Raw genomic sequence first — 25654 nt, 5'->3', positions numbered from 1 at the left:
GTTAGGTTGACCCCTCTTTCTGATAGGCTCATCTCACCCCTAGAAGAAAGGTGAGATAGCCATGCCCAAACATATAGCGCCCCCAAAAAATCGCACATGGGTACGAGCCCTGTTTCCTGCCCTTCTGGTGCTGGTCTGGGTGGCTGTTGCAGGTATTGGCGGGCCTTACTTTGGCAAAATCTCAGAAGTCTCAACCAACTCAGCAACCGACTTTCTGCCCCAAAGCGCTGAATCAACCCAGGTGACCGAGCAACAGCGGGACTTCTTCGGGTCAGATTCCATCCCGGCTATTGCTGTCTTCGCTGCCGACGGCGAACTCACCGATGAACACCGCTCCTACCTAGACGGGCTAACCCAATCCATGCGTGATGAGGGTTTTATCAGCGGCGAAACTTCCCCGGTCATCTACTCAGAAGACGGGCAAGCTGCAGAAATTATCATCCCACTAGAAGGCAACGAAGATGTGCTTGAACCGGTCGAAGCGGTACGTAGCTACATCGCTGACCCGCCGGCTGGTCTCACCGGCTACATTACCGGGCCGGCTGGTTTCACCGCTGACCTCGTCGAAGCCTTCGGCGGAATCGACGGTATCCTGCTCGCCGTGGCCCTGATTGTTGTCTTTATCATTCTGCTCATTGTCTACCGTTCACCGGTTCTTCCCATCCTGGTGCTCATCACCTCTATAGTCGCGCTCTCCGGCGCTATCTTCGTCATCTGGCACATGGCTAACATGGGCTGGGTCAAAATCAACGGGCAGGTTCAAGGCATTCTGCTCATTCTGGTGGTCGGTGCAGCAACCGACTACTCCCTGCTCTACGTCGCCCGCCACCGTGAGGCTCTCACCCAGTACGCCTCTCGATTCGACGCCACCAAAGCAGCTCTCAAGGGAAGCTTTGAGCCTATTCTTGCCTCCGGTGGCACCGTCATTGCCGGTCTGCTCTGCTTGCTCCTCTCCGAGCTATCTTCCAACAAGGCGCTGGGCCCGGTGGCTGGCACCGGCATCGTCCTTTCCATGCTAGCCGCCCTTACCTTCCTCCCCGCCACCCTCGCCCTAGCTGGCAGAGCAGCCTTCTGGCCTGCCCGCCCCAAATTACGTGAGGGAACTCAGGACGCTAGCGCGGGTCTCTGGGTCAAAATTGCAGATTTTGTTTCTGCTAAACCCCGTAAGGTCTGGCTAGCTACCGTCTTTGTGCTCGCCATCTTCGCGGCCTTCGCCACGACCTTCCAGGCCAACGGTGTGCGCCAGTCAGACCTGGTGCTCGGTGAATCCCAAGCCCGCGACGGCCAGGCGGTACTCGCCCAGCACTTCCCCGCAGGCTCCGGCTCACCAGCGTCCATCATTCTGCCCGAAAATTCCATGGACACCGCCGTTAGCGCCCTTGAAGCAACCGAGGGCGTGGACTCCCTAGCAGTACTTTCAGAGGAATCACCCTCAGGCACCATACCCCTCGGTGCAGAGGCTGCCAACCTGCCGCCTATGTTTGCCAACGCCGCACCCACCGTGGTCGATGGCAAAGTGCTGATTCAAGCAACCCTCAGCGACCCCGCAGACTCCCGCGAGGCCGAAGAAACCATCAAAACCATCCGAACCGAACTGAACGACACCGGAGCTATCGTCGGCGGTGAAAGCGCCACCAACCTGGACACTAACACCAGCGCCGTACGCGACCTCACCGTCATCATCCCCTCGGTGCTCATCGTCATCACCCTCATCCTCATGCTGCTGCTGCGCTCCATCGCCGCACCCCTGCTACTAGTTGCCGCAACAGTGCTGTCCTACCTCACCGCCATTGGCGTCTCAGCCCTGGTCTTCAACCACATCCTCGGCTTCCCTGGCGCAGACCCCACCGTACCCCTCTACGGCTTCGTCTTCCTCGTAGCCCTGGGCATCGACTACACCATCTTCCTCATGACCCGGGTCCGCGAAGAAGCCCTACAGGTTGGCACCACTCAAGGCATGCGCAAGGGGCTGGTGGTGACCGGTGGTGTCATCACCAGCGCCGGTATCGTACTAGCAGCGACCTTCGCCGCCCTTGCCGTCATCCCCCTCATGTTCCTTGTGCAGCTGGCCTTCATCGTCGCCTTCGGCGTTCTGCTGGATGCCACCGTGGTCCGCGCCCTGCTCATCCCAGCATTGGTTGAGGACATCGGCGCCAAGGTCTGGTGGCCCTCCAAACTGACCAAGAAGCCTTAGGAGCTTTCTCGTCAGATAGTGTCGGATACGTCTCCATAACCGGCCAGGTACGACAAAGCCCCGGAACTCTGCTGAGTTCCGGGGCTATTTGTCGGGATGACAGGATTTGAACCTGCGACCTCGTCGTCCCGAACGACGCGCGCTACCAAGCTGCGCCACATCCCGATTGTTGCTTCAGCTTTTGAGCCTAGAGCAACTGTTCAATAATAACGCTCCGCCTGCTAGGACGCAAAACCAGGCAAGGCCGATAGCGCGCTTTCTCTGCACTGATCAGCGCGCCATCTCTTTACCGGGTTGCCCGCTCTAATAGCTGCAGGATGTTTTGGTAGCTGTGCCCGGTTGCCTCCGTCATGCCCTGCTCACAGGTGCGGTTAGTTGAGGCATAGGCAACAAAGGTGCGCTGATTAACCTCAGCAGCCTCAGCAGCGGTAGCGCTAGCCGTCAGCTCGGGGTGCAACATACCCCTATCCCCGGCGTAACCACAGCAACCCCAGGCAGCCGGTACCACGGCGTCCGGTGAGATCGCCTCAGCAATCTGCACCATACGGCTCTGCAAGCCCAGATGGGTGATGGAGCAGGTGGGGTGCAGGGCAAGAGAAGCGATGGGAGCCGTAACCGCTAACTGGGGAAGTAGACGGTCGGCGGCGAATTCTACCGAGTCAATGAAGACAATACGGGAGAAATCCGGCTCACCCGGCACTCGGCTGCGCCCCTGCTGGCTCTCTACCGCGGCGGCAACTTTCTGCTGCATGGTCAGCAGCCCCTCGGTGCAGGATGAAGCATCACAGATCACCGGTAGGCGCCCGCCATCCGTGGCTTTCCAGAGTGCAGTGAGAACTTTATCGCGCATAATGGCGTATCCACCGGTGTAGCCCTTGGACTTCCAGGGAGTGCCGCAGCAGAGCTCACCGATACCCTCGGGCACCGTGTAGTGTACACCCGCGCGCTCGCAGAGGGCAGTGAAGGCAGCGGTGGCGTTGACGGTGGTGTCAGCGCCGTTCTCATCGATGCCGCCAAACATGGCATTGACGCAGGCGGGGAAGAAAACGATCTCAGCTGCCTCATCGGCATGGGGATGGCGGCGGGTTCCACCGCCGGAGAGGTGCTTCTTATAGAGAGGCACCATGTCTTCGCCCACGAGAGTGCGCGCCACCTTCGTGACATTTTGGACCGCCGGAAAGGGGAGAGCTTTAGCCAGGTTCAGCGCTTTGCCGGCCCCTGCGTCCACTGCGCCCCAGTTTTTAGCCGCAAGTTTCCAGCCAGTAGCCGCTAGCTTATTCTGGTTTTCACTGCGGAGTCTGCGCACCAGCTCACCGGTATCAATGTGCATAGGGCAGCGGGTCAGACACATGCCGTCTACCGCGCAGGTCTGCACCCCTGCGTAGTCGTAGTCCGCACGCAGTTGCTGCGCTAACTGGCCGTTGCCTTCGGCTTCGGCTGCCTGAATTTCCCGGCGGAGGACGATCCGCTGGCGGGGCGTAAGAGTCAGGTCTTTGGAGGGGCAAACCGGTTCACAGTAGCCGCACTCCACGCAGCGGTCCACCTCTTCTTCAACCGTCTCAGCTACCTTGAGATTCTGCACGTAAGAGGTGGGATCATCAGAGAGCAGGACGCCGGGGTTGAGCATGCCGCGCGGGTCAACCAGGGCTTTGAGCTCGCACATGATCTCGTAGAGTTCATCGCCAAACTGGCGGCGGACAAAGGGCGCCATGATGCGGCCGGTGCCGTGCTCAGCCTTCAGGGAGCCGTCAGCACCAATGATGAGATCCACCATGTCCTCAGTGAAGGCTTCATAGCGTTTCAGTAGAGCAGCGTCGCGGAACTGCTCATTGAGCATGAAGTGGATGTTGCCATCCTTAGCATGGCCGAAAATCACTGAATCCTGATAGCCATGCTGGTCAAAGAGGGCCGAGAGATCCTGGCAGGTTGAACCCAAGCGCTCGACCGGTACCACTACGTCTTCTAACAGGGCGTTAGTGCCGCTAGGGCGGTTTCCGGCCACCGTTGTGTAGAGGCCTCGGCGGGCCGCCCAGAGCAGGTCTCGTTCGGCGGCGTCCGTGGTCATGCTGAAAGGTAGAACGGTGCCCAGGGAAGACAGCATGGGGGCAGCTGCCGCCTCTTTGTCTGCCAGTTCTTCTCTACTGATGCCCTGGAATTCGACCAGCAAAGTGGCGTGGTCTTTGACGTCAATGGCGGCAAGTGATGCCGGTACCTGGCCACTGCGCTGGGCTACGCGAATGGAGGTTGCATCAAGGAGCTCTGCTGTTGCCATGCCTGCTGCCACTAGAGCTGGAATGGTGCTGGTGGCGTCGATGAGATTATCAAAGGTCAGCAGACCGGTGGAGACCGCTGGCAGGATGGGCAGGGTGCGGTAGGTGGCTGAGGCAATGAACCCCAGGGTTCCTTCGGAGCCTACGAGCAGGTGTTCCAGAATCTTGACCGGAACCTCATAGTCCACAAAGGAGTTAAGACCGTACCCCATGGTGTTCTTCATAGAGAACTGCTGCTCGATTTTCTCCACGGATGCCGGGTTATCCACGATGCGGCGTCGCAGGCGCAGTAGACCCTCATGCAGGTCTGGTTCTTTGGCTGCTAGCTGAGCGTCTGCGTCCGCATCGGCGGTATCAATGACGGTTCCCGAGGGCAGCACGACAACCAGGGAGTCCAGGGTGTTATAGGTGTTGAACTCGGTCCCCGAGGACATACCCGACGAGTTATTGGCGACCACACCACCAATGGTGCAAGCGGTGATGGACGCCGGGTCTGGCCCCAGCTTGCGCCCGTAAGGTGCCAGGCGGATGTTGACCGCTTGGACGGTGGCGCCGGGCTGGACGCGCACCCGCTTACCGCCATCCAGTACCTCGATTCCGCGGAAGTTTCTGCGGGTATCTATTAATAGGCCGTCGGTGCTTGCCTGGCCGGAAAGTGAAGTGCCCCCGGAGCGGAAGGTGAGGGGGACACCGTGGCGGGCTGCACCGGCAAAGATTCTGCCAATGTCAGCCGCTGACTCGGGCCGCACAACTGCACCGGGAACCAGGAGGTAATGGGAGGCATCGTGTGCCATGGCGAGGCGGTCGGTGGTGCTGTCTGAGAAGAAATCTGCTTGCTGCTTATCCCGCAATGTTTCCGCCAGAGCTTGTAGCTCTGGTGTGTGGGAGTGGGCTAGGGCTTCGGCTGAGGTTATAACGCTCACGGGGGCTCCAAGGGCAGGGATGAAGTGTGTGTGACAGCAGCGCGGGACATAATTGACCAGCGTTGCCCACTTCTTACTGTAACTCAGCCCACAGAATCAACCAAGGCGGCAGGTCGGTCTGTGACACGCAGTTTTAGGCAGGGTTAGTTTCATTGGGTGATCACTAGGTGGACACCCATAAAACTACCGCTGCCCAAAACCTAGCTCACAGCGTTGCTTTCCTCCCAGGCGCCCACCATGCGGGCAAAGCGTCCACCGTGTGCCACCAGGTCGCTGGGCGAGCCGTCCTCCACCACGTGCCCGGCGTCCACCACCCAGATACGGTCAGCGTTGAGCACCGTTGAAAGCCGGTGGGCAATCACTAGAGAGGTGCGCCCCGCTAGCAGGGTCTCAAGGCCCCGTTGCACCAGCTGTTCCGTTGGGATATCCAGTGATGCGGTTGCCTCGTCCAAAATGAGCACAGCAGGGTCTGCCAAGAAAGCGCGGGCAAAAGAAATCAGTTGTCGCTGACCAGCAGAGACCCTCCCACCGCGCTTGGCCAGATCGGTATCAAAACCCTGGGGTAGAGACATAATGAAATCGTAGGCCCCCACCGTGCGGGCGGCCTCGTGCACCTGCTCATCAGTAGCGGTGGGGTCACCCAAACGGATGTTGTCGGCAACGGTACCCTCAAAGAGGTAGGCCTCCTGGGTTACCATCACTACCTCCCGGCGTAGCTGCGCATCCGACAGCTGCCGCACGTCCACCCCGTCCAGGCTGATAGAACCGGTGGTTACATCGTAAAAACGGGCAACCAGCTTAGCGATAGTTGACTTACCTGCACCCGTGGCGCCCACCAGTGCCAAATGTTGACCGGCAGGCACCTCGGCACTCAGGCGGTGCAGGGCGGGTGTGCCGTCCAAGTACTCGAACTCCACCCCGTCAAAGACCAGGTGGCCCTGGGCAGGAGTGAGACGCTGCGCCGGATGTTCAGGCTCACGAACCTGGGGCTTTTCCGCCAAGAAACCGGAGACCTTCTCAAGAGCAGACACCGCCGATTGGAACATGTTATAAAACTCGGAGAGCATAAAAATCGGCTCGAAAACTCGGTTAGCATAAATAACCAGCGCCAGCAGAGTACCTACCTGCATAGAACCGCCGAGGACTGCGTAGCCACCAATTACCAGCACCGCTGCAACGAAAGTGTTTCCGAGAGCTTGAAGAGTAGGCATGTAGAGGCCGTGAACCTTCACCGATTCCATGACCCGTGCGCGGTAGTCCTCAGCGGCTGCCGCGTAGTCCCCGCGTACCTGTGGTTCAGCGCGGAAAGCCTTGACCGCCCTAATGCCCGTGAAGGTTTCAGCAAAACGGCTGATAATGCGGGCGGAGGCTACCCGCTGAGCGCGGTAGGTAAGAGATGACGCACGGCGGAACCAGAGGGTAAGCAACCAGACCGGCACGAAAGCGATCGCCAGGGCAACCCCGGCTCGCCAGTCCATCAGGAAGAGCGCAACTACGGTGAAGATGATGCCCAGCAATGTAGATGCCAGCTCAGATAGCCCGGAATCAAGGAACTGGCGGATGGTGTCAAGATCGCTGGTCAGTCGTGAGGTGACCCGCCCGGAGGTGTAGGTCTCGTGGAAACCTACGGATAGTTTCTGGGAATGGTCGAACATTCGTTGGCGCAGATCGTAGAGGGCGCTCTGAGAGATCTTGTAGGTCAGCAGAATATTGGTGTAGATGCAGATTGCAGACAGCACACCCGCACCGGCGTAAAGGAGCACCATGCGTGTGGCGGGCCCGGCATCCCCTGCCATCAGCGGGTCAATGGTGGTATTGAGGGCCTCAGAAATAATCCAGGGCATGGCGGTTTTGAGCACCATGGACAGAACCACCAGCACCACGGCAAACAGCAGGTGTAAGCGTACCGGCGCTAGAATATCCGCCAGAAGAGCCACCGACCGGCGGCGCACCTGCCGGGCTTCTTCTTTGCTGAGATTGACCTTGTCTTCTTGGGCTTCGATAGAGGGTTTCACTGCTCTGCTCCCTGCCCGGTGGTACTTGGTGCCATGAGTCGGCGGTAATCAGCCCTGCTCAAGAGCTCGCTGTGGGTACCCAGGGCCGCAACCCTACCCTCCTGCAGCAGAACTACGCGGTCAGCTAGAGCCACGGTTGACGGCCTGTGTGCGGTCAGCAAGACGGTGGTGCCGCCTAATTGCTTCTTGAAGTTGGTGATAACCCGTTCCTCGGTGCTCACGTCCAGGGCAGAGAGCGGGTCATCTAAGAGCAGGACGCCGGGGCAAGCTGCGATAGCGCGTGCCAGCGAAAGACGCTGGCGCTGGCCGCCCGATAGACTCATGCCCTCTTCTCCAATGACCGTTTCAACACCATGGGGCAGCTGCGCCACGAAGTCAGCAGCAGAAACATCCAGAGCGCGTTCTAGTAGCTTATTCTGCTCATTTTCGGTGAGGTCTGACCTGGCACCAAGGAGGACGTTCTGCCGCACGCTTGCTGAAAAGAGTACGGGCTCTTCAAAAGCGAAAGCAACCCGTGACCGTAGCTGGGGCAACGGCACCCGATGTGCGTCCAGCTCATCTATTCGCAGGGAGCCGGAGGTAGGGGCGTAAAGGCCAGCTGCCAGTTGCAGAACCGTTGACTTGCCTGAGCCAGTTGAACCGACCAAGGCAACAATCTCGCCGGGGTGTACCTTCAGGCTGAAACCTGTGAGAACAGGACGTTCTGACTCACCGTAGCTGAAGTGAACTTGATCGAACTCGATGGACGCTCCACCGAGCTGGGTAGATAGCATTTCAACCTCAGACTCATCAGCGTCAAGGGTTAGCTCCACCTGCTCACCAGCTCCACCCACCATGACCTGGCGGTGACGATCCATAGAAACTTTAGCACCCAGGTACATGGAGAGCAGCATACTGCTCCGCTCCACCTGCGCCATCAAGATAGTCGCGGTCGCAAAATAACTGCTGAGAGCACCCACACTCATGGTTCCTTCCGCGACGAGATTGAGACCGACCAGAAGCGCAATTGCCAGCGTCAGACCGCTGATGATGCCTACCTGCATCTGCACCATGCCCGTGGTGCGGCCGCGCTTGATTTCTAGGTTCTTGAGTTCGCTTGACCCCTTCTCAAACCCGGCAAGTGCGTGCTCACCCCTCCCCAGAGCTTTGAGCACCCTAATACCCTGCACCGATTGTTCTACGGTGGTAGCTAAATCGCCGGTTTTCTCTTGGGAGGCGCGGGTCAGGGTGCGAAAGGAACGCACAAAGCGCCAAATGAAGAAAACGGTGAGAGGCAGGCTAATCAGAAAAATGAGGGCCAGCTGCCAGGAGCCTCGAGCCATATAAGCCGTGCCCACGGCGACCTGAACCAGGGTAGTAATCAGCTGAATCAGACCGAAGGCAGTCCACCGGCGAATGGTGCCTAGATCTGACATGGCACGGGTGAGTAGCTGCCCTGAGGGCCAGCGGTCATGAAAGCTCAAGGGCGAGCGCAAGAGGCGGTCAAAGAGATCTATGCGCATGGTGTTCTCCACCGTGGACGCCGGCTCCACCACCAGCTGCCTGCGCAAGAGAATAAGACCCGCCTGGGCAAGACCTAGCGCAAATACTAGGGTGCCGCCCAGCCAGACTGATGACGCTACTGGCTGGTTGGTGAGAAGTGAGTCAATAATCCACCCCAGAACCTGGGGGATTGAAATAGCCAGAACAGCAGCTGTCACGGCTACCAAGAGACCAGCAACCCAGCGTCCTCTCACCGGGCGCGTATAGGCCCACAGGGAGATATCGTCTTGGCTGCGCTCGCCGTAGGGCACTGGAGGGGGCGTTGGTAAGGGTTTGACGCGCAGAAGACTAAAAGACATGTAATCCATGTTATATTCACTAGCTGCTGGTCAAGGAACCGGTTCACAGCTGACGAACGGTCCCCGGTGGAGGTAGGAGCCCGCTTACGAAGCCGCCCGCTGAGAGTCAGCCAGCCTGCCCACCGCTTCAGCCCAAGCGGGGATAATGCTGTGGTTGTGCCGCGAGACCGTATCGTTGCCGAGAACGTAGGGCTCGGTGACCCTGCCCGCGGCTGCCCAGCGCGAGCTAGTCCCCACAAAACCACGTTCATCGGTGCGCAGGTAGCCCTGGGAGATATCGGCATCGGATGCCCGTGCCAGGGTCTCATTGAAGCTACCTTCTGCTAGACCCGCCGGGGATTGCACGGTATCGATGAGGTAATCCGCTTTAATATCTTGTGCGCGATCCATCATGCTTAGGTCCAAAAGGCCGGCCTCCACAAGGCCTAACATGCGGTGCATTTGTGCGGCGGGTGCGCCGAAGGTGAGCGGTTTCAGGCGGCCAATGGTCTCGCGTAAGGTGCTATCCAGTGCCAGCCCGCCGAGTGAAACCCGGGTAATAATCTGGGGGTAGAGATTTTTCCAGACCATGCCAAAACTCTGTTGCGGCAGACGCTCGCTCAGCAGGCTCACCCTCATCAGCTCTTCAGTGGGCAAGGTGGATAGTGAATCTTCCCACGTCAGCGGCACACCGTGCAGGGCAGAAGCAGCCTCAATAACCAAGGCACGCAGCTCGGCGCCCGTGGTGACCTGGGCCAGGGGAGCTTTAAACTTCTCTAAGAGGTCCAACTCGCTTTCGGTGGGCTGCGGGGGCTTCACCTGAATGAAGCGACCACTGCGCGAGAAAGGCATCATGGTGGCAGGTTCAAAACCGCTGGGCTCATAGGTTGCTCCGGAGAAGTTGCCGCCCCTGCCCAGCGTCAGAGCCAGCACCGTATCAATACAAGAAAGTGCTGCCCCGCGCAGGGCCACACTGGAACCGGCAGCTACCGCACTCAAGTCGTCGTATGATCTCAGCACCCCGTCACCGCTAGGCAGGGGGTTATGTCCGGTGACCGACAGCACCGCATCATAATCAGCCAGTTGGCTGATATCGGTAACGCGCTGTTGCACATGGCGCACGGTGAACCCGGTCGGCAGATTTGCCAGAAGATGCTGCCAGGAGAAGTGGAAAAAAAGCCCCACGGTGCGGCGCGGCGGGAAGGTGGTAAGCGGGTCTGTCTCACCCAGCACCTGACGCCGAAATTCATTCAGCAGACCCCAACCGGTAGCAACCCGGCCAGCCTCCACGTTCAGCAGGTAGTAGGCGGGCTGGTCCAGGCTGTAGGCGGCGCCCCTGCCCAACTGTTGAGGGTCAAAGATCGTCACCTCACAACTGAGGTTCTGCGCACGTGCAATGCGAGCAAGCTCTTCAACTGCCCATAGACCACGCGGGCCGCCGCCCACGATTGCAACCCGCACGACTCTGCTCACGGGGTTACTTTTGAGCCGAAGTCAAAGTGACCAGCACGGCTTCAGGCGGGCAGAAGAGGCGTACCTGCGCATACCTGCTGGTGCCCAAACCGGCTGAAACCTGCACCGGAACACCTCCCTGTAGAGAAACGCCCTTGGCACGTTCCGGGGGCAAATCGCAGTTAGATCTCAGCGCATGACCGCCGGGAAGGCAGACCTGACCACCGTGAGTGTGACCCGCAAAAATTGCCTGTGCGCCATCATCCACAAAGCGCTCCAGAGTGCGCATGTAGGGAGCGTGGCAGACACCTAGCCGGACGCTAGGGGCTTTCTCAGCCTCAAAAGCTGTGGGGGCAAAGCCAGGGTGCTGATCGTAATTCAGGTGCGGGTCATCCACACCAGAAAATTCTAGCCTCAAACCATTGATGGTCAGGGTGTCATGGCGGTTAATAAGACCTACCCAACCTCGGGCATCGAAGGCATCGTGCATGTCTTGAGTAGGGAGTAGGTCGCGCGGTTCAGTGCCAGCCTCATCCCCGGTATTCTTCTTCCAGAGATAGCGGGCGGGGTTCTTAGAAACGGGGGCAAAGTAGCAGTTAGAGCCGGGTACGTAGACACCGGGGAAATTAAAGAGCGGGCCCAGAGCCTCTAAAAGAGCGGGAAGACCGCTCATGTGGGAGAGATTATCACCGGTATTGATAACTAAATCAGGCTGCAACTCCGCTAGGGAATGCATGAAAGCTGTCTTCCGCTTCTGCCCCGGGATCATGTGCATATCCGAAATGTGCAACACCCTAAAGTCGGGGCTACCAGCGGGAAGAACGGGCAGAATTTCTTGCCGAACCCCAAAATTGTTGAGCTCGTAAAAACGTGCATAAGCTGCCGTAGCGGCTCCCGCAACCGCACCTGCAGCTAGAACCGCCGAAACAGTCTTAGAAGCGGAGCGGATCGAAGCTGCTACATCGAAAGAACTTAAAGAAGTCATGGTGTAACCCTTACTGGCTCGTGCCGAGAACAGAAGCTGAGGGATTCTCAAACCTGTCCGTATTGTAGTTTTTAGCCTCAGCTTGCATGTAACGCTGCCACTGCAGACCCGCATAGGTAGCGCCGTCCACGTAGTCCAACGACTTACCGTTGATGGAGAGGCCATTGAGTGAACGTGAACCCCAGTTCATGGAGCCTACCCAGGATGCAGTTGACAGGCCGCGGGTATAACCCACAGTCCAGGTCTGGGTGGAGTTATCGGTGGTACCTGTCTTAGCTGCTGAAGCATCGGTAAGACCAATGCCGCGCTGGTAACCGGAGCCATCAACCAGAACCTGCTTGAGTACGTAGTTAACACCATTAGCGACGTTCTCTTCGAGAACACGTTCACAGCTAGCCTCATAGGTTTTAATTTCCTCGCCGGTCTTACCGCTTTCCACCTTGTTCAGAGATTTGGGCTCACAGTACATACCGCCGCTCGCAAAGACAGCGTAGGCAGAAGCCATAATCAGGGGAGTGGTACCATTACGCCAACCACCGATGTAGGCCGAAGGCTGATTAAGGCCGTAAGGCTCATCATTGCCAGCACCGTCGGTGATATGCATGGCTGAACGCAGGTCGTTGAGGGCACAGGCATCGGTCACGGACGCCATCTTCATGGTGTAGGAGTTAATGGAGTTCTTCATGCCGTAGGCTACGGTGCCCCAAGTCTGGGCTCCACCCTCAGCATTTTGGAACTTATAGCCGTCCGTATCAGGGGTCTGGGTGAAACCGCCTTCAACACAGGACGCAGGCCAACGGAAGGACTGGGGGTAGTTCAGAGAGGTGCCATCGATGTAAGCATTGACACCCTTCCCGTCCTTAATCCACTGGGCAAGCAGAACCGGTTTGAAGGTAGAACCCGGCTGGTAACCGGCTGTACCACCGTGGGAGGTGCCGGCGTTAAAGTTGTAGTAGGAGCTCTGATTGGTCTCGTCTTGCTCACCGTACGCTGAGTTCTGAGCCATAGCCACGATGTTGCCGTTGGAAGGCTCCACCGATACCAGAGAAGAGTTGACATCATCAACGTTGTTGCTGGAAGGCTGAGTCGCTTCAACCTGCTTCTTGGCCTCTGCCTGCGCGGCGGGATCAAGAGTGGTAATAATCTTGTAGCCGCCCCGGTAAAGAGAGTTGGCTCGATCATCTTCGGTTGCACCGAAGGTTTCATCATTCAAGAAGTCAGTGACCGCGTAGTAACAGAAGTGCGCTGAATCGCCAGCAGTAGAGCATCCCATAGGGGTGTTATGAATATCCAGCTCAATGTCTTCGTTGAGAGCACTGGAGTATTCTTCCTCAGTGATTTTGCCGTCACGAAACATGGTACCTAATACGATATCGCGTCGTTCCCTAGAAAGCTCAGGGTTTACGTCTGGGCGATAAATGTTAGGTGAAACAACCATGCCCGCCAGAATAGCTGACTGAGAAATATCAAGTTCTTTAGCGGAGATACCCCAGTAGTAGTTGGCAGCGGCCTCTACACCGTAGTTGGAGCCGCCGAGGTTGATGATATTAAGGTAGCCCTCCAGAATGTCATCTTTGGAGAGGTTCTGCTCCATCGAGATCGCAAGTTTAATCTCTTTGATCTTGTCGAGGTAATCCTTGTTGGCACCCAAAGTGTCGGCTTCTGTACCGTTCTGCTCAGCCGCGTCAATCAACAGGTTATTGACGTACTGCTGGGTGAGGGTTGAAGCGCCCTGTCGCGCACCGGGGTTAACGATGTTATTGACCACCGCGCGGGCAATACCCAAAGGGGACACCGCACCGTGCTCGTAGAACTTGCGGTCCTCAGACGAGAGAATGGCATCTTTCATGTGCTGAGACATATCATCGAGAGTAATCTCGGTGCGGTTCTGCGAGTAGTAGGAGGCGAGCTCTGTTTTACCGTCCTTGGCATAAATGACCGACGGCTCAGATAGGGGCCCCTCGCTGAGGGTATCGGGCAAGCCCTTGAACCAGTTCAGCGATGCACTTGCGGTAGCGCTCAGGGCGGTAGTCGGAGGCACAAGAATAAGAGCCGTCACAAAGCCGGCGATGATGCTGAGTGCAATGAACTGCAGAAAATCGCCGGGTGTGCGGTGTCTCTTGCGAAGATTCTTAGATGAAGCCATTGCATCAGTTTATCGGCTGATAGGAAAAAGTACATTGGCTTGCCCCTGTTGACACCGTAGAAGTGTGCTGTCAGCCGGTTAGAAAGACCACATCGCAGAGGTTTATATACGGTGTGTGTAGCTAACCTAGACCCTTCGCCGGTGATCCTTTCACCGTTTACCCAGCTGTAGTGAGCCTTCCGGCACGTAGCTAGTTGCTCTCATCGTTCGTCTTTTAGGGCGGGGTGGTCTAGGCTAGAACTATGGAAAAATGGGAATACGCAACTGTGCCCCTGATGATTCACGCAACCAAGCAGATCCTCGATACCTGGGGTGAAGATGGTTGGGAACTTGTCACTGTACTTCCCGGCGCTGCACCTTCTGGGGCAACTCCTGCCGGTAATATGGTGGCACCGACTCAGGGTAATCCAATCGCCTACTTCAAGCGTAAGAAGTCAAACTAGCGATTCTGTTGAAAGCCGGGTTTGCGGCCTGCACTGTGCAGCGCCTGCAGGCCCGGTTTAATGCTCTATACATACGGTAGCTCGCCCAGCAACCTTTTTAGTTCTTAGGCGTTGTTGAGTGCAGGCTACCCAGTGAAAGGTGATGCGATGTCAACGGTTGAAGACCGCATTAGAGAACTCGGCTATAACCTACCCGAGCTAGCAGCTCCCGTGGCTGCCTACGTCCCCGCCGTCACCAGCGGCAACTACGTTTACACATCTGGCCAATTGCCCTTCGTTAAGGGTGAGCTACCTGCCCGTGGCAAAGTCTCTGCCAGCGGGGACGCCGCTTACGTGAGCCCCGAGAAGGCTCAGGAGCTTGCAGCTCTTAGTCTGCTTAACGCTTTGGCAGCGGTTAAATCTGTTATCGGTGATCTTGATCGGGTGACCAAGGTCGTCAAGGTCGTCGGTTTCGTTGCGTCCGAACCAAACTTCACAGCTCAGCCCGCCGTCATTAATGGTGCCTCTTTGCTGCTGGGTGAAATCTTTGCTGAAGCGGGCCAACACGCGCGCTCGGCGGTAGGGGTGCCTGTGCTTCCGCTTGACTCCCCGGTCGAAATTGAAATTATCGTTGAGTATGTCTAACCAGGGAATGTACACCGGGGCCCTCAAAACCTTGCCTCGCTCAGATGCTCCTACACCTAGCGCCAGCGTACCTGCCGCTGCGCGCTACTTCAGGGTGCCACGCGCCCTGCAATCGGCAGCACACTCTTTTGTAGAAAACGGCGCGGTAGCGGGGCGAAGCCTGCGGCAGGCAGCCTCAGTTGTCTTTGTGCGTGATGGCGCAAACGGGCTTGAGGTACTGCTCACTTACCGCACCGGTGCATCCCCTCTGGGCGTGGTAACTTTCCCCGGTGGTCTCATTACCCCTGCAGACGCCGAGCCGGTGCCTTGGGTTGGTCCATCACCAGCACAGTGGCAAGCCGTTCTGCAAACAGAGGACGCCGAAACCGCGCATGCTGCTGTTGCCGGGGCTATCCGTGAAGCGTTTGAGGAAACCGGAATTCTGCTGGCAGGGTCTGACTCAATGAGCGTCACCGAGCACTCTGACGGACTAGAACAGATGGACGCCCGCGAAATGATTGCTGCCGGTGATAAGACCATGGCGGAATACCTGGGCAAACGCGGCTTGAAACTTCGCACCGATCTTCTACGCCCCCTGGCACGCTGGCAGTCCCCAGATTTCAGGCACCAGAGATGCGATATCCACTACTTCGCCTGTGCGGTACCGGTGGGACAAAAGTTTTGTTTACTGGCGAGTAAAGGCTCCTGGGGTGAGTGGCTCAACGTGAGGGAGCTGCTGGCAACCTCAGGGCAGACCTGGCTAGGGGACCGCATCGGGGCTGACACCACCCGTTCCCTGCCGCTGGAAGAACTCCTAACCCCTGGCGTCCTTTGCATCTTGGAGAGCCTAGCGCGCTCCTCCAACGCTGTTGCCTTCTTAGCACAGAAGCACAAGGTCGAAATAAAGAAGGCAGAGGTTGTGCAGGTCGACGGTGAATACATGCTTGCCTTTACCTCACCTACTTCACCTGGAATCTGGGAAAAATGCTCAAGCCAGCTTTACCGTTCAAATAATACTTAAAACTTAGCCACGAGTGACGTCAAAAAGGTGGGCACCCCAGTTGGGGTGCCCACCTTTTTATTGACCGATAACGGTTGAAATGTTTAGCGTGAACGCTGACGCAGACGCTGCAGGTCAAGGATAACCACTGCGCGTGCTTCGAGTCGGATCCAACCGCGTGAAACGAACTCAGCAAGAGCCTTGTTCACGGTTTCGCGGGAAGCGCCAACCAGCTGTGCCAGTTCTTCCTGGGTGAGCTCGTGAGCAACCAGGACGCCGTCCGTAGCGGGGCGACCGAAGCGGTCAGCCAAATCAAGGAGGGCCTTAGCCACGCGACCGGGAACATCTGAGAAAACCAGGTCAGCCAGGTTCTCGTTGGTACGGCGCAGGCGGCGTGCTAGAGCCTGCAGTACCTGAGCTGAGATATTAGGTGACTTTTCCATTGCCTTGCGCAGGGACTCGTGCTTAACACCTGCCAGGCGGGTTTCAGACACAGCGGTCGCGCTGGTGGAACGGGGTGAGGGATCAAAGAGCGCCATCTCGCCGAAGATTTCACCGGGGCCCATGATGGCTACCAAGTTTTCACGGCCGTCAGATGCGGTGCGTCCCAGCTTCATCTTGCCGGAGATGACGAAGTAGAGCTGATCGCCCTGATCGCCTTCGTAAAAAAGGGTAGCGCCGCGGGACAGGTCAACTTCGGTGATGTCTTCGGTCAAAGCTGCAAAAGCCTCATCATCAAGTGATGCAAAGAGGGGGGCGCGGCGTAGTACTTCAATATCCATAGTTCAAAAACTCCTAGAACAGTTCTAAAGTGGAGAGCAAAAGTGCGAGAAGCAGCTTGTATGGTGCTACCGGGCAGAGTACTAAGCATAGTATGAGCTGTTTCAATGCGCGCCACATTTGCTTGTGACATATTTAACTACTAAAGAGACTACATGATATCGGGTGCTTTCAAAACCTTTTTTGAGGTATGCGTGGGAGTTCCCAGAGATTTTTAGGGCCCGGTCACTGGTTATTCTCCCAGGTTCAGACGGTAACCTTTATTCTTCCCACATTGGGGCATCACCCCCGTTGTTGAGCTACATGACCTATCTGAGGGATGGGTACAGAAACGGAGAAGGCCATGAGCGCTGCGACCGTCCTTGATATTGCGGTTTTGGCCGTCATTGGGCTGTATTTTCTGACAGGTCTACGTCAGGGCCTTTTCGTTGCCCTGGGCACACTGGTTGGCTTTGTGATGGGTGCTGCTGCGGCGGTCTATGCCACCCCCTGGATGATTGACCAGGTGGGATCGCAATGGAACCTGCTGGTGGCGCTGGGTACCGTGATGGCGTGCCTGATACTGGGGCAAACTATCGGGATGGCCTTGGGGCGCTCCTTGCGCCGTATCACGGATGCTACTCCTTTGCGCGGCTTAGAACGTCTGGCTGGTGGTGTGCTGAACCTGTTACTCAGCGCTTTGGTGATTGTGACCATCGTGCTTCTGGTGCGCCCGCTGGGGCTGCCAGCTGTTACTGCTGCTACCGCTGAATCTAGGGTCATTTCCTGGATGATGTCGGTCACTCCGGCTACCCTGCAAGATAAAGTCACTGAAATTCGTGGGCAGGTCATTGATGCGGCAGCCCTACCTGAGATTTCCAACCTGATCTTTCCTGAGCAGGCTGCCCCCTCTGAGCCACTGTCAAACCCCGTTCTAGAGAACGCGAGCTCCTCAGTAGTGCAGGTAGTGGGAGCTGCCCAAGCTTGTAATTACACTTCGGAAGGCTCTGGCTTCGCTGTGGACGGTGGGCTGGTCGTTACAAACGCTCACGTCCTTGCCGGGGTCACTACCCCCACTCTGCTGGCGCGGGGCGGTGAGGCAGCGACCGGTGAAGTCATCTATTTTGATGAGGCTCTAGATATTGCCATCATCTCATCCCCCGATTTGGGAGTGAACCCCCTGCCTATCGATGGCACCGAAATAGCGGCTGGCACTACCGTCTCCTTTATGGGCTACCCCGGTGGGGGAGGTTTCCAGAGTAAACCTGCCACGGTGCAGGGGCTGGGCATCACGCAGACCGTTGATGCTCAGACTGGCCAGACCAACCCCTCCCGTCTGGTGTACCAGCTGGCAGCTGATGTTCAACAGGGTAACTCCGGTGGCCCTGTGCTGACGGAAGATGGCACGGTTATGGCCATGATTTTTGCTAAAGCAACCCAGGGGCAAAGCGGCTACGCTGTGCCAGCATCAAGCATTATCAACGCGCTGGGTCAGGTGGAGGTCGGGTCACAGGCGGTAGCTACCGGCGCATGTGCAGGCTAGCTCCCAACCGGCGCTAGCGGCTATCACTGGAACCTTGAGCCTGTCGCCGCGCAAAGAGCAAATAGTAGAGCAACCCGCAGGTCAGCAATACTAGCCCACCTGTAATAGACGCGAGCGGTAGCGTCCAAACCACAATGAAGCAGCCGGCTGCCCCTGCTACCTGTAACCAGCGCGGGTAGCGGCGGTGGGTCGGGCCCTGGGTCAATGCGGCGCAGTTCGCCAAGAAATAGTAGAGCAGAATACCGAAGGATGAGAAACCGATCGCCCCGCGCACGTCAAAGAGCAGAATGAGAAGGCAGACGGCTAACGCTACCGTGATTTCTAGGCGGTGAGGTACCCCAAAACGGGGGTGCAGAGGGGCAAAAACTGCAGGTAGATGCTTGCCTACAGCCATAGCGTGGCCGGTGCGTCCGATACCTGTAATGAGCGCTAACAGTGCACCCAAGGCAGCCAGGCTAGCGGCTAGGGAGAGCACCCCACGGGCAAAAGGCCAACCGCCAACTGCATCTGCCAGAGGAGCTACACTGCCAGCTAGCTGTGCTGGGCTGAACTGTGACAGCACAACAAGGGCAACTGCCAGGTAGAGTACGCCCACTAAGCTCAGCGCCCAGAGAATGGCCCGCGGTATGGTACGTTCTGGCTGTATAACCTCACCGCCCATGGTTGCAATGCGCGCGTACCCTGCGAAGGCAAAGAAGAGCAGACCAGCACCCTGTAGAACCCCGTAGAGACCAGCGGTTCCTGAGTCAACCGCGTGTAAGGGCGCCGGTGAAGTACCGGTTAAGACCGCAACAAAAAAGACCGCTAAACCTGCTAGCACCAGGGTGACCAAAAGCTTAGTCAGGGCAGCGGTGCGGGTGATACCCCGATAGTTGACGGCAGTGAGTGCAAGAACCGCACCTATGGCAAGAGGCTTTTGCCAGGACGGCGCGGCGTAGGCGGCAAAGGTCATAGCCATGGCCGCGCAGGAGGCTGTCTTGCCCACCACGAAGCACCAGCCTGCGAGAAAGCCCCAGATGTCGCCCAGCTGTTTTTTGCCGTAGATATAGGTGCCACCAGACTGGGGGTACTGGGCGGCTAGCTGGGCACTAGAGGTGGCATTAGCAAACGCAAGAAAAGCGGCGATTGCCAGTGATACTAACAGGTATTCACCTGCTGCGCGGGTTGCTGGGGCGAAAGCGGCGAAGAGCCCGGCGCCAATCATAGAGCCAGCCCCAATGAAGACTGCATCGGCCAAGGTTAGTTTGCGCTGTGGTGTGGTACTCATAGTCTATGACCTCGTGAAATGTAGGACGCTGGTTTGAGTTTAACCGGCAGGTTGAAGCTGGCGAGCAAGATAGGACAGCGCCAGCTCGTAGCCTTGAGCCCCGGCACCAGCAATGACGGCGCTGGCTTGCAAGGAAACGTAGGAGTGGTGGCGAAAGCTCTCGCGGCGGTGCACATTGGAGAGGTGGACTTCAACGATGGGCAGTTCGGTGGCCTCTAAGGCGTCGTGGATTGCAACCGAGGTGTGGGTGTAGGCGGCAGGGTTAATGATGATTGCTGAGCCTTCGGTGCGGGCCCGCTGGATTTCGTCAATGAGCGTACCCTCGTGGTTGGACTGCATGAACTCGATGCTCAGACCCAGCTCGGTTGCTTGAGCGCGCAGGGTCGCCTGAATGTCTGCCAGAGTGGTGTGCCCGTAGATGTCGGGTTTGCGGATACCCAGCAGGTTAAGGTTGGGGCCGTTGAGAACAAAGATGGGTTTGGGTGCAGTCGCAGTAGTTGCCATGGCTCCTAGTTTTTCACAGTAAAGAGCCCGCCTCCAGTTTTCTGCGGAATCGTGAGAAAACTGGAGGCGGACTATGGATGGATTTCCTTATTTACCCCTTAGCTCTGCTTGAAGTTAGCCTCGATTGACTGCATGACGGTGGGGTCTGCCAGGGTGGTGGTGTCGCCGACCGGGCGGTCTTCTGCGACGTCCTTGAGGAGGCGGCGCATGATTTTGCCGGAGCGAGTCTTGGGCAGGTCGTCCACGATGAGCACGCGCTTGGGCTTGGCGATGGGTGAGATTTCCACACCGACGTGGGCGCGTATTTGCTCTGCCAGTTGGGTAGGGTCATGGTCCTCTGCTTTGGCGCTGTCGTTGAGGATGACGAAGGCCATGACTGCCTGACCGGTGGTTTCGTCAGCAGCGCCCACTACAGCAGCTTCTGCTACGGCGGGGTGCGATACCAGGGCGGACTCGATTTCGGGGGTGGAGAGGCGGTGGCCGGAGACGTTCATGACGTCGTCCACGCGGCCCAGTACCCAGAGGTCGCCGTCGGCGTCGCGTTTGGCGCCGTCGCCTGCGAAGTACATCTTTTCGAAGCGTGACCAGTAGGTGTCGATGAAGCGGTCATCGTCGCCCCAGATGGTGCGCAGCATGGAGGGCCAGGGCTCACGGATGGTGAGGAAACCGGACTGTTCGTTGGGCAGGGAATCGCCCAGGTCATCGACCACGTCGATGGTGATGCCGGGGATGGGCTGCTGGGCGGAGCCGGGCTTGGCGTGGGTGATGCCGGGGAGCTGAGAGACCATGATGGCGCCGGTTTCGGTCTGCCACCAGGTGTCTACGATGGGGCACTTGCCGCCGCCGATGACGCGGTGGAACCAACGCCAGGCTTCGGGGTTGATGGCTTCGCCCACAGTGCCCAGTACGCGCAGGCTGGTGAGATCGAACTTTGCGGGGATGTCCTCGCCCCATTTCATCATGGTGCGGATGGCGGTGGGGGAGGTGTACATGATGGTCACCCCGTACTTTTCAACGATTTCCCAGAAACGGCCGCGGTGCGGGGCGTCGGGGGTGCCTTCGTAGATAACCTGGGTGGAGCCGTTGACCAGGGGGCCGTAGGCGACGTAGGAGTGACCGGTGACCCAGCCGACGTCAGCGGTGCACCAGTAGACATCGGTCTCGGGCTTGAGGTCAAAGATGTTCTTGTGGGTGAAGGCGCCCTGGGTGAGGTAGCCGCCGGTGGTGTGCAGGATACCCTTTGGCTTGCCGGTGGTGCCTGAGGTGTAGAGGATGAAGAGGGGGTCTTCGGCGTTTTGTGCTGAAGGGGTGTGGTCGGTGGATTGTTCTGCGGTGAGCTCGTGCCACCAGACGTCACGGCCCTCAACCCAGTTGACGTCTTCGCCGTTGCGCTTGACGACTAGCACCTTCTCGATGGTCTCAGCACCCTTTTCTAGGGCGGTATCAACGGCGGGCTTCAGCATGGAGGGCTTGCCTCGGCGGTAGGAACCGTCAGCGGTGATGACTAGCTTGGCTTCGCCGTCCTCAATGCGGGAGCGCAGAGCGTCGGCTGAGAAGCCGCCGAAGACTACTGAGTGAACGGCGCCTACGCGGGCGCAGGCCAGCATGGCGATGACGGCTTCAGCGATCATGGGCATGTAAATGGCAACCCGGTCGCCCTTGGTGACACCCAGGGATTCGATGCCGTTGGCGACGCGGGAAACTTCGTCTTTGAGTTCGGCGTAGGTATAGGAGGCGGTGTCGCCGGGTTCGCCTTCAAAGAGAATGGCGGTGCGGTCGCCGTTGCCGGCCTCAACATGGCGGTCTACCGCGTTGTAACAAGCGTTGAGTTCGCCATCTGCGAACCACTTGGCGAAGGGAGGGTTAGACCAGTCCAGGGTTTCGGTGAAAGGCTTGGACCAGGTCAGTAGCTCACGAGCCTGCTCTGCCCAGAAATCTACCCCTTTTTCTTTAGCTTCTTCGTAGATGCCGGGCTGGGCATTAGCTTGGGCTGAGAATTCTGCGCTGGGAGCAAAGATATTGGTTTCGGTCATGGGCTCTGCCTTTCCTGTGTAAAGGTTTATGGCGTGGCTCATTGATGTGAGTCACACAAATATTTATCTAACACCATAGTGCACTGTGTAGTGGCTGTCACAAAATCACTGTTCGTGTTACATGAAATGTGACGGTAGACCCGGCGTGAATATGACTGGAACTGACGGTGCGCTATGCTCTGACAACCGCTTTTGAGTAGTCTCATTCATATGGTTGAATCACTCTCATCGATAGAGCTAACCCCTGATGAACGCTCTCTGCTTGAAATCCGTACTGTGCCTGCCCCGGTGGCGGAGGCGGCAGCTCGCAAACGCTCACGCGCCGCTGCTAAAGGGGAGAGTGAAAGCCCCCTTTCCCTGGTGCGTCGAGCCCGAAAAATTAACCGAATTTTGGGGGAAACCTACCCTTACGCCGTAGCTGAACTCGATTTCGCGAACCCCTACCAGCTTTTAGTGGCAACGGTGCTCTCAGCCCAGACCACCGACGTCCGTGTCAACGCAGTTACCCCAGAGCTCTTCGCCCGCTACCCGGACGCGGCCGCCCTGGCTACTGCGCGTATCGAAGAGGTCGAAGAAATCGTGAGACCTCTGGGTTTCTACCGCTCCAAGGCAAAGGCAACGGTGGGGCTTGCCGAGCGGCTGGTCGCTGATCACGGTGGGGAAGTGCCGGAAAAATTAGAGCAACTGGTCAAGCTCCCCGGCGTGGGTCGCAAAACCGCTTTCGTGGTGCTGGGTAATGCTTTTGGGCGCCCCGGCATCACCGTGGACACCCACTTTGGGCGTCTAGCCCGCCGCTTCGGTTTTACTGACCTAGAAGACCCCGTCAAGGTGGAACACGCCGTCGCTGCTCTCTTTGAGCCCAAGGACTGGACCAACCTCTCCCACCGTCTGGTCTACCACGGCAGGCGTATCTGCCATGCCCAAAAACCGGCCTGCGGGGTCTGCCCCGTTGCTGACCTTTGCCCCGCCTATGGCGCCGGGGAAACGGAGGAAACAGCTGCTAGGGCTCTCATGAAATATGAGATGGCGCCCGGGCGCGAACGCCTGCACCTGCGTTTTCTGCAGGGTGCCACCCGCCAGGAACTCCGAGCAGAAGGGTACGGCCTCAATGCCTGAGAATATTTCCCACAGCCACCCCACACGCACCCAGCTCCTTGAGCTACTGGAACGCAACCCACCGGCAATAGAGGGAGCTGATGCCTGGCGGATTGGGCGCATTGACCCTGAAAAAGCCCGCGATGCTGCCGTGCTAATCCTCTTTGGTGTGCTCGATGACAGCCCCTCAGAAAGCCACTGCGGAGCGGTAGGGGATGACCTTGACCTGCTGATTCTTGTGCGCTCCAATCGGCTGCGTCATCACGCCGGTCAGCCTGCCTTCCCCGGCGGTCGGGTGGACCCAGAAGACTACGACGAGGCAGCCCGTCTAGGGGTTCCGGTTGCCCAGGTGGCTGCTCTGCGCGAAGCTGTCGAAGAAACCGGATTGGATGCCAGTGGAGTTGAAATTCTAGGCCAGTTAGAACCCGTTGCCTTGCCGGTCAGCAATTTTATGGTCACTCCAGTAATTGCCTGGTGGACGCTGCCCACTCCCGTCGCCGCGGTGGACACTGACGAATCCACCCTGGTGGTGCGCGTGCCGGTAGCAGATCTGCTCGACCCGGAAAACCGCCACACCGCCGCCATCAACAGCGCCTATCAGGTGCACAAGTCACCTGCCTTTGATGTGCACGGTGACCACGAAACCTTCACCATCTGGGGCTTTACCGGCTTCATCCTCTCCAATATCTTCAAAGAACTCGGCTGGGAACTGCCCTGGAACCCCCAAAAGATGCGGGACATCGGTGCATAGGCCATAAGAAAAACGGGGGGCCGGCATAGGTGGGTATTCAGCCTGCTGACCCCCTCTTCTTATTTGGCCTGGGAGTAGTCGTCGGTGGTTACTACGGTGACCGGGAACTCAACGTCGGTGGGCCCAAAAATTAGTTCAGCGGCTGCCTGGGCGCTTTCTCGTACAATCGTGGCGCATAGTGCCGCCTCGTTCTGCGGGCCGTAAATCATGATTTCATCGTGTAAGAAGTAGACCAGGCGGGACTGTAGACGGTGGCCGAAGCGCCGTTCGGTGCGCAGGCGGCGGCGAATCTGCGCCATCCAAATCACCGCCCATTCAGCGGCGGTGCCCTGAATGACGAAGTTACGGGTGAAGCGACTGTGGGAACGGGCGGCCGTTGCAGCAGCTCGCTCTTTTTCTGCTGAGGATCGGTCGCGCTGAGCCTCAAACCAGGCGTGGGATGGGGCGGGGGACGTCCTACCTAAGAAGGTAGTGACCTGACCGCCGCGCAAGCCGATTTCTGCTGCCTTTTCAGTGAAACCGATGGCTTGGGGGAAGAGCTTTTTGAGGTGGGGCATGAGCTGCCCTCCCTCACCGGTGGTGGCACCGTACATGGCAGCTAGCAGGGCAATTTTGGCGTGGGAGCGGTCTGCCAGAGCGCTGCCGGTACGTTTGCCGATTTCTGCGATACCCAGGTAGAGGTCGGTGTCGCGGCCTGCTACAGCTAGAGCTCGGTCCCCACTCATAACCGCCAGAATACGGGGTTCGATTTGGGCGGCATCTGCCACGGTAAGCAACATACCTTCTTCGGCGTGCACGGCGGCACGGACGTCCTTAGGGATCTGCATGGCACCGCCCCCGTGGGCACCCCACCTGCCAGTAGCGGCGCTCGCCACCTCATAAGCAGGATGAAAGCGGTTGTCCGTTACCCAGGCGTCTAGCCATGCCCAGCCGTTAGCGGTGTAGAGCCTTGCCAAGCGTTTGTACTCCAGCAGGGGGCGTACCACCTGCCAGCGGGATTCGCGCAGGTGCGGGGCGGAATTCGCCCATTCGGTGAGCTCCCACTTGCGAGTGCTGGTGACCGAGAAGCCCGCGGACTGAAGTGCTCGCAGCACCTCATGAGGGGAGTCGGGGTTGAGGTTGGGCGCCCCCAATTCTTGGCGCAGACGGGCAGCTAACTGTTCGAGCTTGTAGGGGCGCTGATAGCCTGCCGGGCGGGCACCGAGCTGGTGCTCTAAGATCTTTTCGTGGATAGCCCGGTTCCAGGGCATCCCATAGTGCTTCATTTCTGCGGCAATAATGCCGCCCTGGGATTCGGTGGCTGCCAGTAGGCCTAATCTGCCAGGGTAAGGGGCCGATTTGATGGTGGTGAGCTGGGCCTGCAATTCTTCGAGAAGCAGGGAGGCTGTGGGGGCAGGTTCCTGTTCGTCACGGCTGGCGGTTATGGGCGGGGCATCAAAGAGGGACTCTTGACCCTCAATCTGGCGGCGAGCCGGTAGGGTTCCGGCTGGCTGAGCTTCCTTGCCGAGCTCTAGTACCGGGGTGAAGCTGATACCGTTTTGGGCTCTGGATGCTGCGGTCACTAAGAGGCGCTGAACCAGGCGCAGGTCGTGGCAACTGCTGGGGCTGGCACCGGCCTGCAAAAGCATGGGCATGACCATTCGGGCATCTGCCCAGGTCCAACGGATCGTGCGGTGGGTGTTGTGCTTTTCAACCGTTTGCATAAAGTCCGCTATTTTTCCCAGAGGAAAGGTGCGGTGAGTGCCAGAGCCGGTGTCATTGAGTGTGATGGCCTCCCAGAGCGCATCAACTGCCCCACCGAGGTTCTCCCCGGTAGAGGCGTCTGCGGGCCCGAGCACAATATACATTCTT

At 58.2% G+C, this 25654-nt stretch carries 18 protein-coding genes and 1 tRNA gene; 7 read left to right on the top strand and 12 right to left on the bottom strand.

The features are described from left to right. The first annotated feature begins 61 nt into the window (after nucleotides 1-61). A complete protein-coding gene (locus tag M3668_RS03285; protein ID WP_251379367.1) occupies nucleotides 62-2194 on the top strand; it encodes an MMPL family transporter in 2133 nt (710 codons plus the stop codon). Nucleotides 2195-2285: 91 nt separating this feature from the next. Here the strand turns inward: M3668_RS03285 and M3668_RS03280 are convergent. The 7 genes from M3668_RS03280 to M3668_RS03250 all read right to left on the bottom strand — a co-directional run bounded on the left by M3668_RS03280 (nucleotide 2286) and on the right by M3668_RS03250 (nucleotide 13805). Next, a tRNA-Pro gene (locus tag M3668_RS03280) sits at nucleotides 2286-2359 on the bottom strand. Between the two features lie 121 nt (nucleotides 2360-2480). Next, entirely contained in the window at nucleotides 2481-5258 is a 2778-nt protein-coding gene (locus M3668_RS03275) for an FAD-binding and (Fe-S)-binding domain-containing protein (protein WP_251379701.1), read from the bottom strand. A gap of 329 nt (nucleotides 5259-5587) precedes the next feature. Continuing rightward, a complete protein-coding gene (locus M3668_RS03270) occupies nucleotides 5588-7402 on the bottom strand; it encodes an ABC transporter ATP-binding protein (RefSeq protein ID WP_251379366.1) in 1815 nt (604 codons plus the stop codon). Beyond that, the gene (locus M3668_RS03265; RefSeq protein ID WP_251379365.1) at nucleotides 7399-9252 is read right to left on the bottom strand and encodes an ABC transporter ATP-binding protein; all 1854 of its coding nucleotides are present in this window, start codon (nucleotides 9250-9252) and stop codon (nucleotides 7399-7401) included. Before M3668_RS03265 ends, M3668_RS03270 begins: the two co-directional genes overlap by 4 nt. 75 nt (nucleotides 9253-9327) lie before the next feature. Beyond that, entirely contained in the window at nucleotides 9328-10695 is a 1368-nt protein-coding gene (locus M3668_RS03260; RefSeq protein WP_251379364.1) for an FAD/NAD(P)-binding protein, read from the bottom strand. 4 nt (nucleotides 10696-10699) lie between these two features. Further along, nucleotides 10700-11659: a metallophosphoesterase gene (locus tag M3668_RS03255; RefSeq protein WP_251379363.1), complete on the bottom strand. Its 960-nt coding sequence runs from the start codon at nucleotides 11657-11659 to the stop codon at nucleotides 10700-10702. Between the two features lie 10 nt (nucleotides 11660-11669). Next, nucleotides 11670-13805, bottom strand: a complete 2136-nt coding sequence (locus M3668_RS03250) for a transglycosylase domain-containing protein (RefSeq protein WP_251379362.1) — start codon at nucleotides 13803-13805, stop codon at nucleotides 11670-11672. A 242-nt stretch (nucleotides 13806-14047) separates the two neighbouring features. Here M3668_RS03250 and M3668_RS03245 point away from each other — a divergent pair, with 242 nt between their 5' ends. The 3 genes from M3668_RS03245 to M3668_RS03235 all read left to right on the top strand — a co-directional run bounded on the left by M3668_RS03245 (nucleotide 14048) and on the right by M3668_RS03235 (nucleotide 15872). After that, entirely contained in the window at nucleotides 14048-14248 is a 201-nt protein-coding gene (locus M3668_RS03245; protein ID WP_237202408.1) for a DUF4177 domain-containing protein, read from the top strand. A gap of 147 nt (nucleotides 14249-14395) precedes the next feature. Continuing rightward, nucleotides 14396-14872, top strand: coding sequence for a RidA family protein (locus tag M3668_RS03240; protein ID WP_251379361.1), 477 nt, complete (start codon nucleotides 14396-14398; stop codon nucleotides 14870-14872). Then, nucleotides 14865-15872 carry an NUDIX hydrolase gene (locus M3668_RS03235; RefSeq protein ID WP_251379360.1) on the top strand — a complete coding sequence of 336 codons (1008 nt, stop codon included), beginning with the start codon at nucleotides 14865-14867 and terminating at the stop codon, nucleotides 15870-15872. Before M3668_RS03240 ends, M3668_RS03235 begins: the two co-directional genes overlap by 8 nt. An 83-nt stretch (nucleotides 15873-15955) precedes the next feature. Here the strand turns inward: M3668_RS03235 and M3668_RS03230 are convergent, their stop codons facing one another. After that, entirely contained in the window at nucleotides 15956-16633 is a 678-nt protein-coding gene (locus M3668_RS03230; RefSeq protein WP_083091991.1) for a Crp/Fnr family transcriptional regulator, read from the bottom strand. Nucleotides 16634-16974: 341 nt separating this feature from the next. Here M3668_RS03230 and M3668_RS03225 point away from each other — a divergent pair, with 341 nt between their 5' ends. Continuing rightward, the gene (locus M3668_RS03225) at nucleotides 16975-18153 is read left to right on the top strand and encodes a MarP family serine protease (protein ID WP_251379359.1); all 1179 of its coding nucleotides are present in this window, start codon (nucleotides 16975-16977) and stop codon (nucleotides 18151-18153) included. 13 nt (nucleotides 18154-18166) lie between these two features. On the opposite strand, the gene M3668_RS03220 is transcribed toward M3668_RS03225, so the two are convergent. The 3 genes from M3668_RS03220 to acs form a co-directional block, all read right to left on the bottom strand. After that, nucleotides 18167-19420: an APC family permease gene (locus tag M3668_RS03220; protein WP_251379358.1), complete on the bottom strand. Its 1254-nt coding sequence runs from the start codon at nucleotides 19418-19420 to the stop codon at nucleotides 18167-18169. Between the two features lie 39 nt (nucleotides 19421-19459). Continuing rightward, nucleotides 19460-19924: a type II 3-dehydroquinate dehydratase gene (aroQ, locus tag M3668_RS03215; protein WP_251379357.1), complete on the bottom strand. Its 465-nt coding sequence runs from the start codon at nucleotides 19922-19924 to the stop codon at nucleotides 19460-19462. Nucleotides 19925-20022: 98 nt separating this feature from the next. After that, nucleotides 20023-21999, bottom strand: coding sequence for an acetate--CoA ligase (acs, locus tag M3668_RS03210; protein ID WP_502948947.1), 1977 nt, complete (start codon nucleotides 21997-21999; stop codon nucleotides 20023-20025). Nucleotides 22000-22167: 168 nt separating this feature from the next. Between acs and nth the strand changes: the two genes are divergently transcribed. Together nth and M3668_RS03200 are read left to right on the top strand one after the other, a co-directional pair. Then, complete coding sequence (gene nth / locus M3668_RS03205) at nucleotides 22168-23073, top strand: endonuclease III (RefSeq protein WP_251379355.1); 906 nt, start codon at nucleotides 22168-22170, stop codon at nucleotides 23071-23073. Beyond that, nucleotides 23066-23803, top strand: a complete 738-nt coding sequence (locus tag M3668_RS03200; RefSeq protein WP_251379354.1) for an NUDIX hydrolase — start codon at nucleotides 23066-23068, stop codon at nucleotides 23801-23803. Before nth ends, M3668_RS03200 begins: the two co-directional genes overlap by 8 nt. 59 nt (nucleotides 23804-23862) lie before the next feature. Here M3668_RS03200 and M3668_RS03195 read toward each other — a convergent pair whose 3' ends face one another. Further along, the gene (locus M3668_RS03195) at nucleotides 23863-25650 is read right to left on the bottom strand and encodes a bifunctional 3'-5' exonuclease/DNA polymerase (RefSeq protein WP_251379353.1); all 1788 of its coding nucleotides are present in this window, start codon (nucleotides 25648-25650) and stop codon (nucleotides 23863-23865) included. Nucleotides 25651-25654: the final 4 nt, after the last annotated feature.

This window comes from Rothia sp. P100 (assembly GCF_023712425.1).
GTDB classification, from domain to species: Bacteria; Actinomycetota; Actinomycetes; order Actinomycetales; family Micrococcaceae; genus Rothia; species Rothia endophytica.
The sequence above is the reverse complement of the archived record's forward strand: the minus strand, read 5'-3'. Positions and strand labels throughout refer to the sequence as shown.

What these genes read in the sequence shown, in the direction of transcription:
- M3668_RS03285 (WP_251379367.1), top strand. Translation starts at nt 62, where the DNA reads ATGCCCAAACATATAGCGCCCCCAAAAAATCGCACATGGGTACGAGCC.
- M3668_RS03275 (WP_251379701.1), bottom strand. Translation starts at nt 5,258, where the DNA reads ATGGCACACGATGCCTCCCATTACCTCCTGGTTCCCGGTGCAGTTGTG.
- M3668_RS03265 (WP_251379365.1), bottom strand. Translation starts at nt 9,252, where the DNA reads ATGGATTACATGTCTTTTAGTCTTCTGCGCGTCAAACCCTTACCAACG.
- M3668_RS03255 (WP_251379363.1), bottom strand. Translation starts at nt 11,659, where the DNA reads ATGACTTCTTTAAGTTCTTTCGATGTAGCAGCTTCGATCCGCTCCGCT.
- M3668_RS03250 (WP_251379362.1), bottom strand. Translation starts at nt 13,805, where the DNA reads ATGGCTTCATCTAAGAATCTTCGCAAGAGACACCGCACACCCGGCGAT.
- M3668_RS03245 (WP_237202408.1), top strand. Translation starts at nt 14,048, where the DNA reads ATGGAAAAATGGGAATACGCAACTGTGCCCCTGATGATTCACGCAACC.
- M3668_RS03240 (WP_251379361.1), top strand. Translation starts at nt 14,396, where the DNA reads ATGTCAACGGTTGAAGACCGCATTAGAGAACTCGGCTATAACCTACCC.
- M3668_RS03235 (WP_251379360.1), top strand. Translation starts at nt 14,865, where the DNA reads ATGTCTAACCAGGGAATGTACACCGGGGCCCTCAAAACCTTGCCTCGC.
- M3668_RS03230 (WP_083091991.1), bottom strand. Translation starts at nt 16,633, where the DNA reads ATGGATATTGAAGTACTACGCCGCGCCCCCCTCTTTGCATCACTTGAT.
- M3668_RS03225 (WP_251379359.1), top strand. Translation starts at nt 16,975, where the DNA reads ATGAGCGCTGCGACCGTCCTTGATATTGCGGTTTTGGCCGTCATTGGG.
- M3668_RS03220 (WP_251379358.1), bottom strand. Translation starts at nt 19,420, where the DNA reads ATGAGTACCACACCACAGCGCAAACTAACCTTGGCCGATGCAGTCTTC.
- aroQ (WP_251379357.1), bottom strand. Translation starts at nt 19,924, where the DNA reads ATGGCAACTACTGCGACTGCACCCAAACCCATCTTTGTTCTCAACGGC.
- acs (WP_502948947.1), bottom strand. Translation starts at nt 21,999, where the DNA reads ATGAGCCACGCCATAAACCTTTACACAGGAAAGGCAGAGCCCATGACC.
- nth (WP_251379355.1), top strand. Translation starts at nt 22,168, where the DNA reads ATGGTTGAATCACTCTCATCGATAGAGCTAACCCCTGATGAACGCTCT.
- M3668_RS03200 (WP_251379354.1), top strand. Translation starts at nt 23,066, where the DNA reads ATGCCTGAGAATATTTCCCACAGCCACCCCACACGCACCCAGCTCCTT.
- M3668_RS03195 (WP_251379353.1), bottom strand. Translation starts at nt 25,650, where the DNA reads ATGTATATTGTGCTCGGGCCCGCAGACGCCTCTACCGGGGAGAACCTC.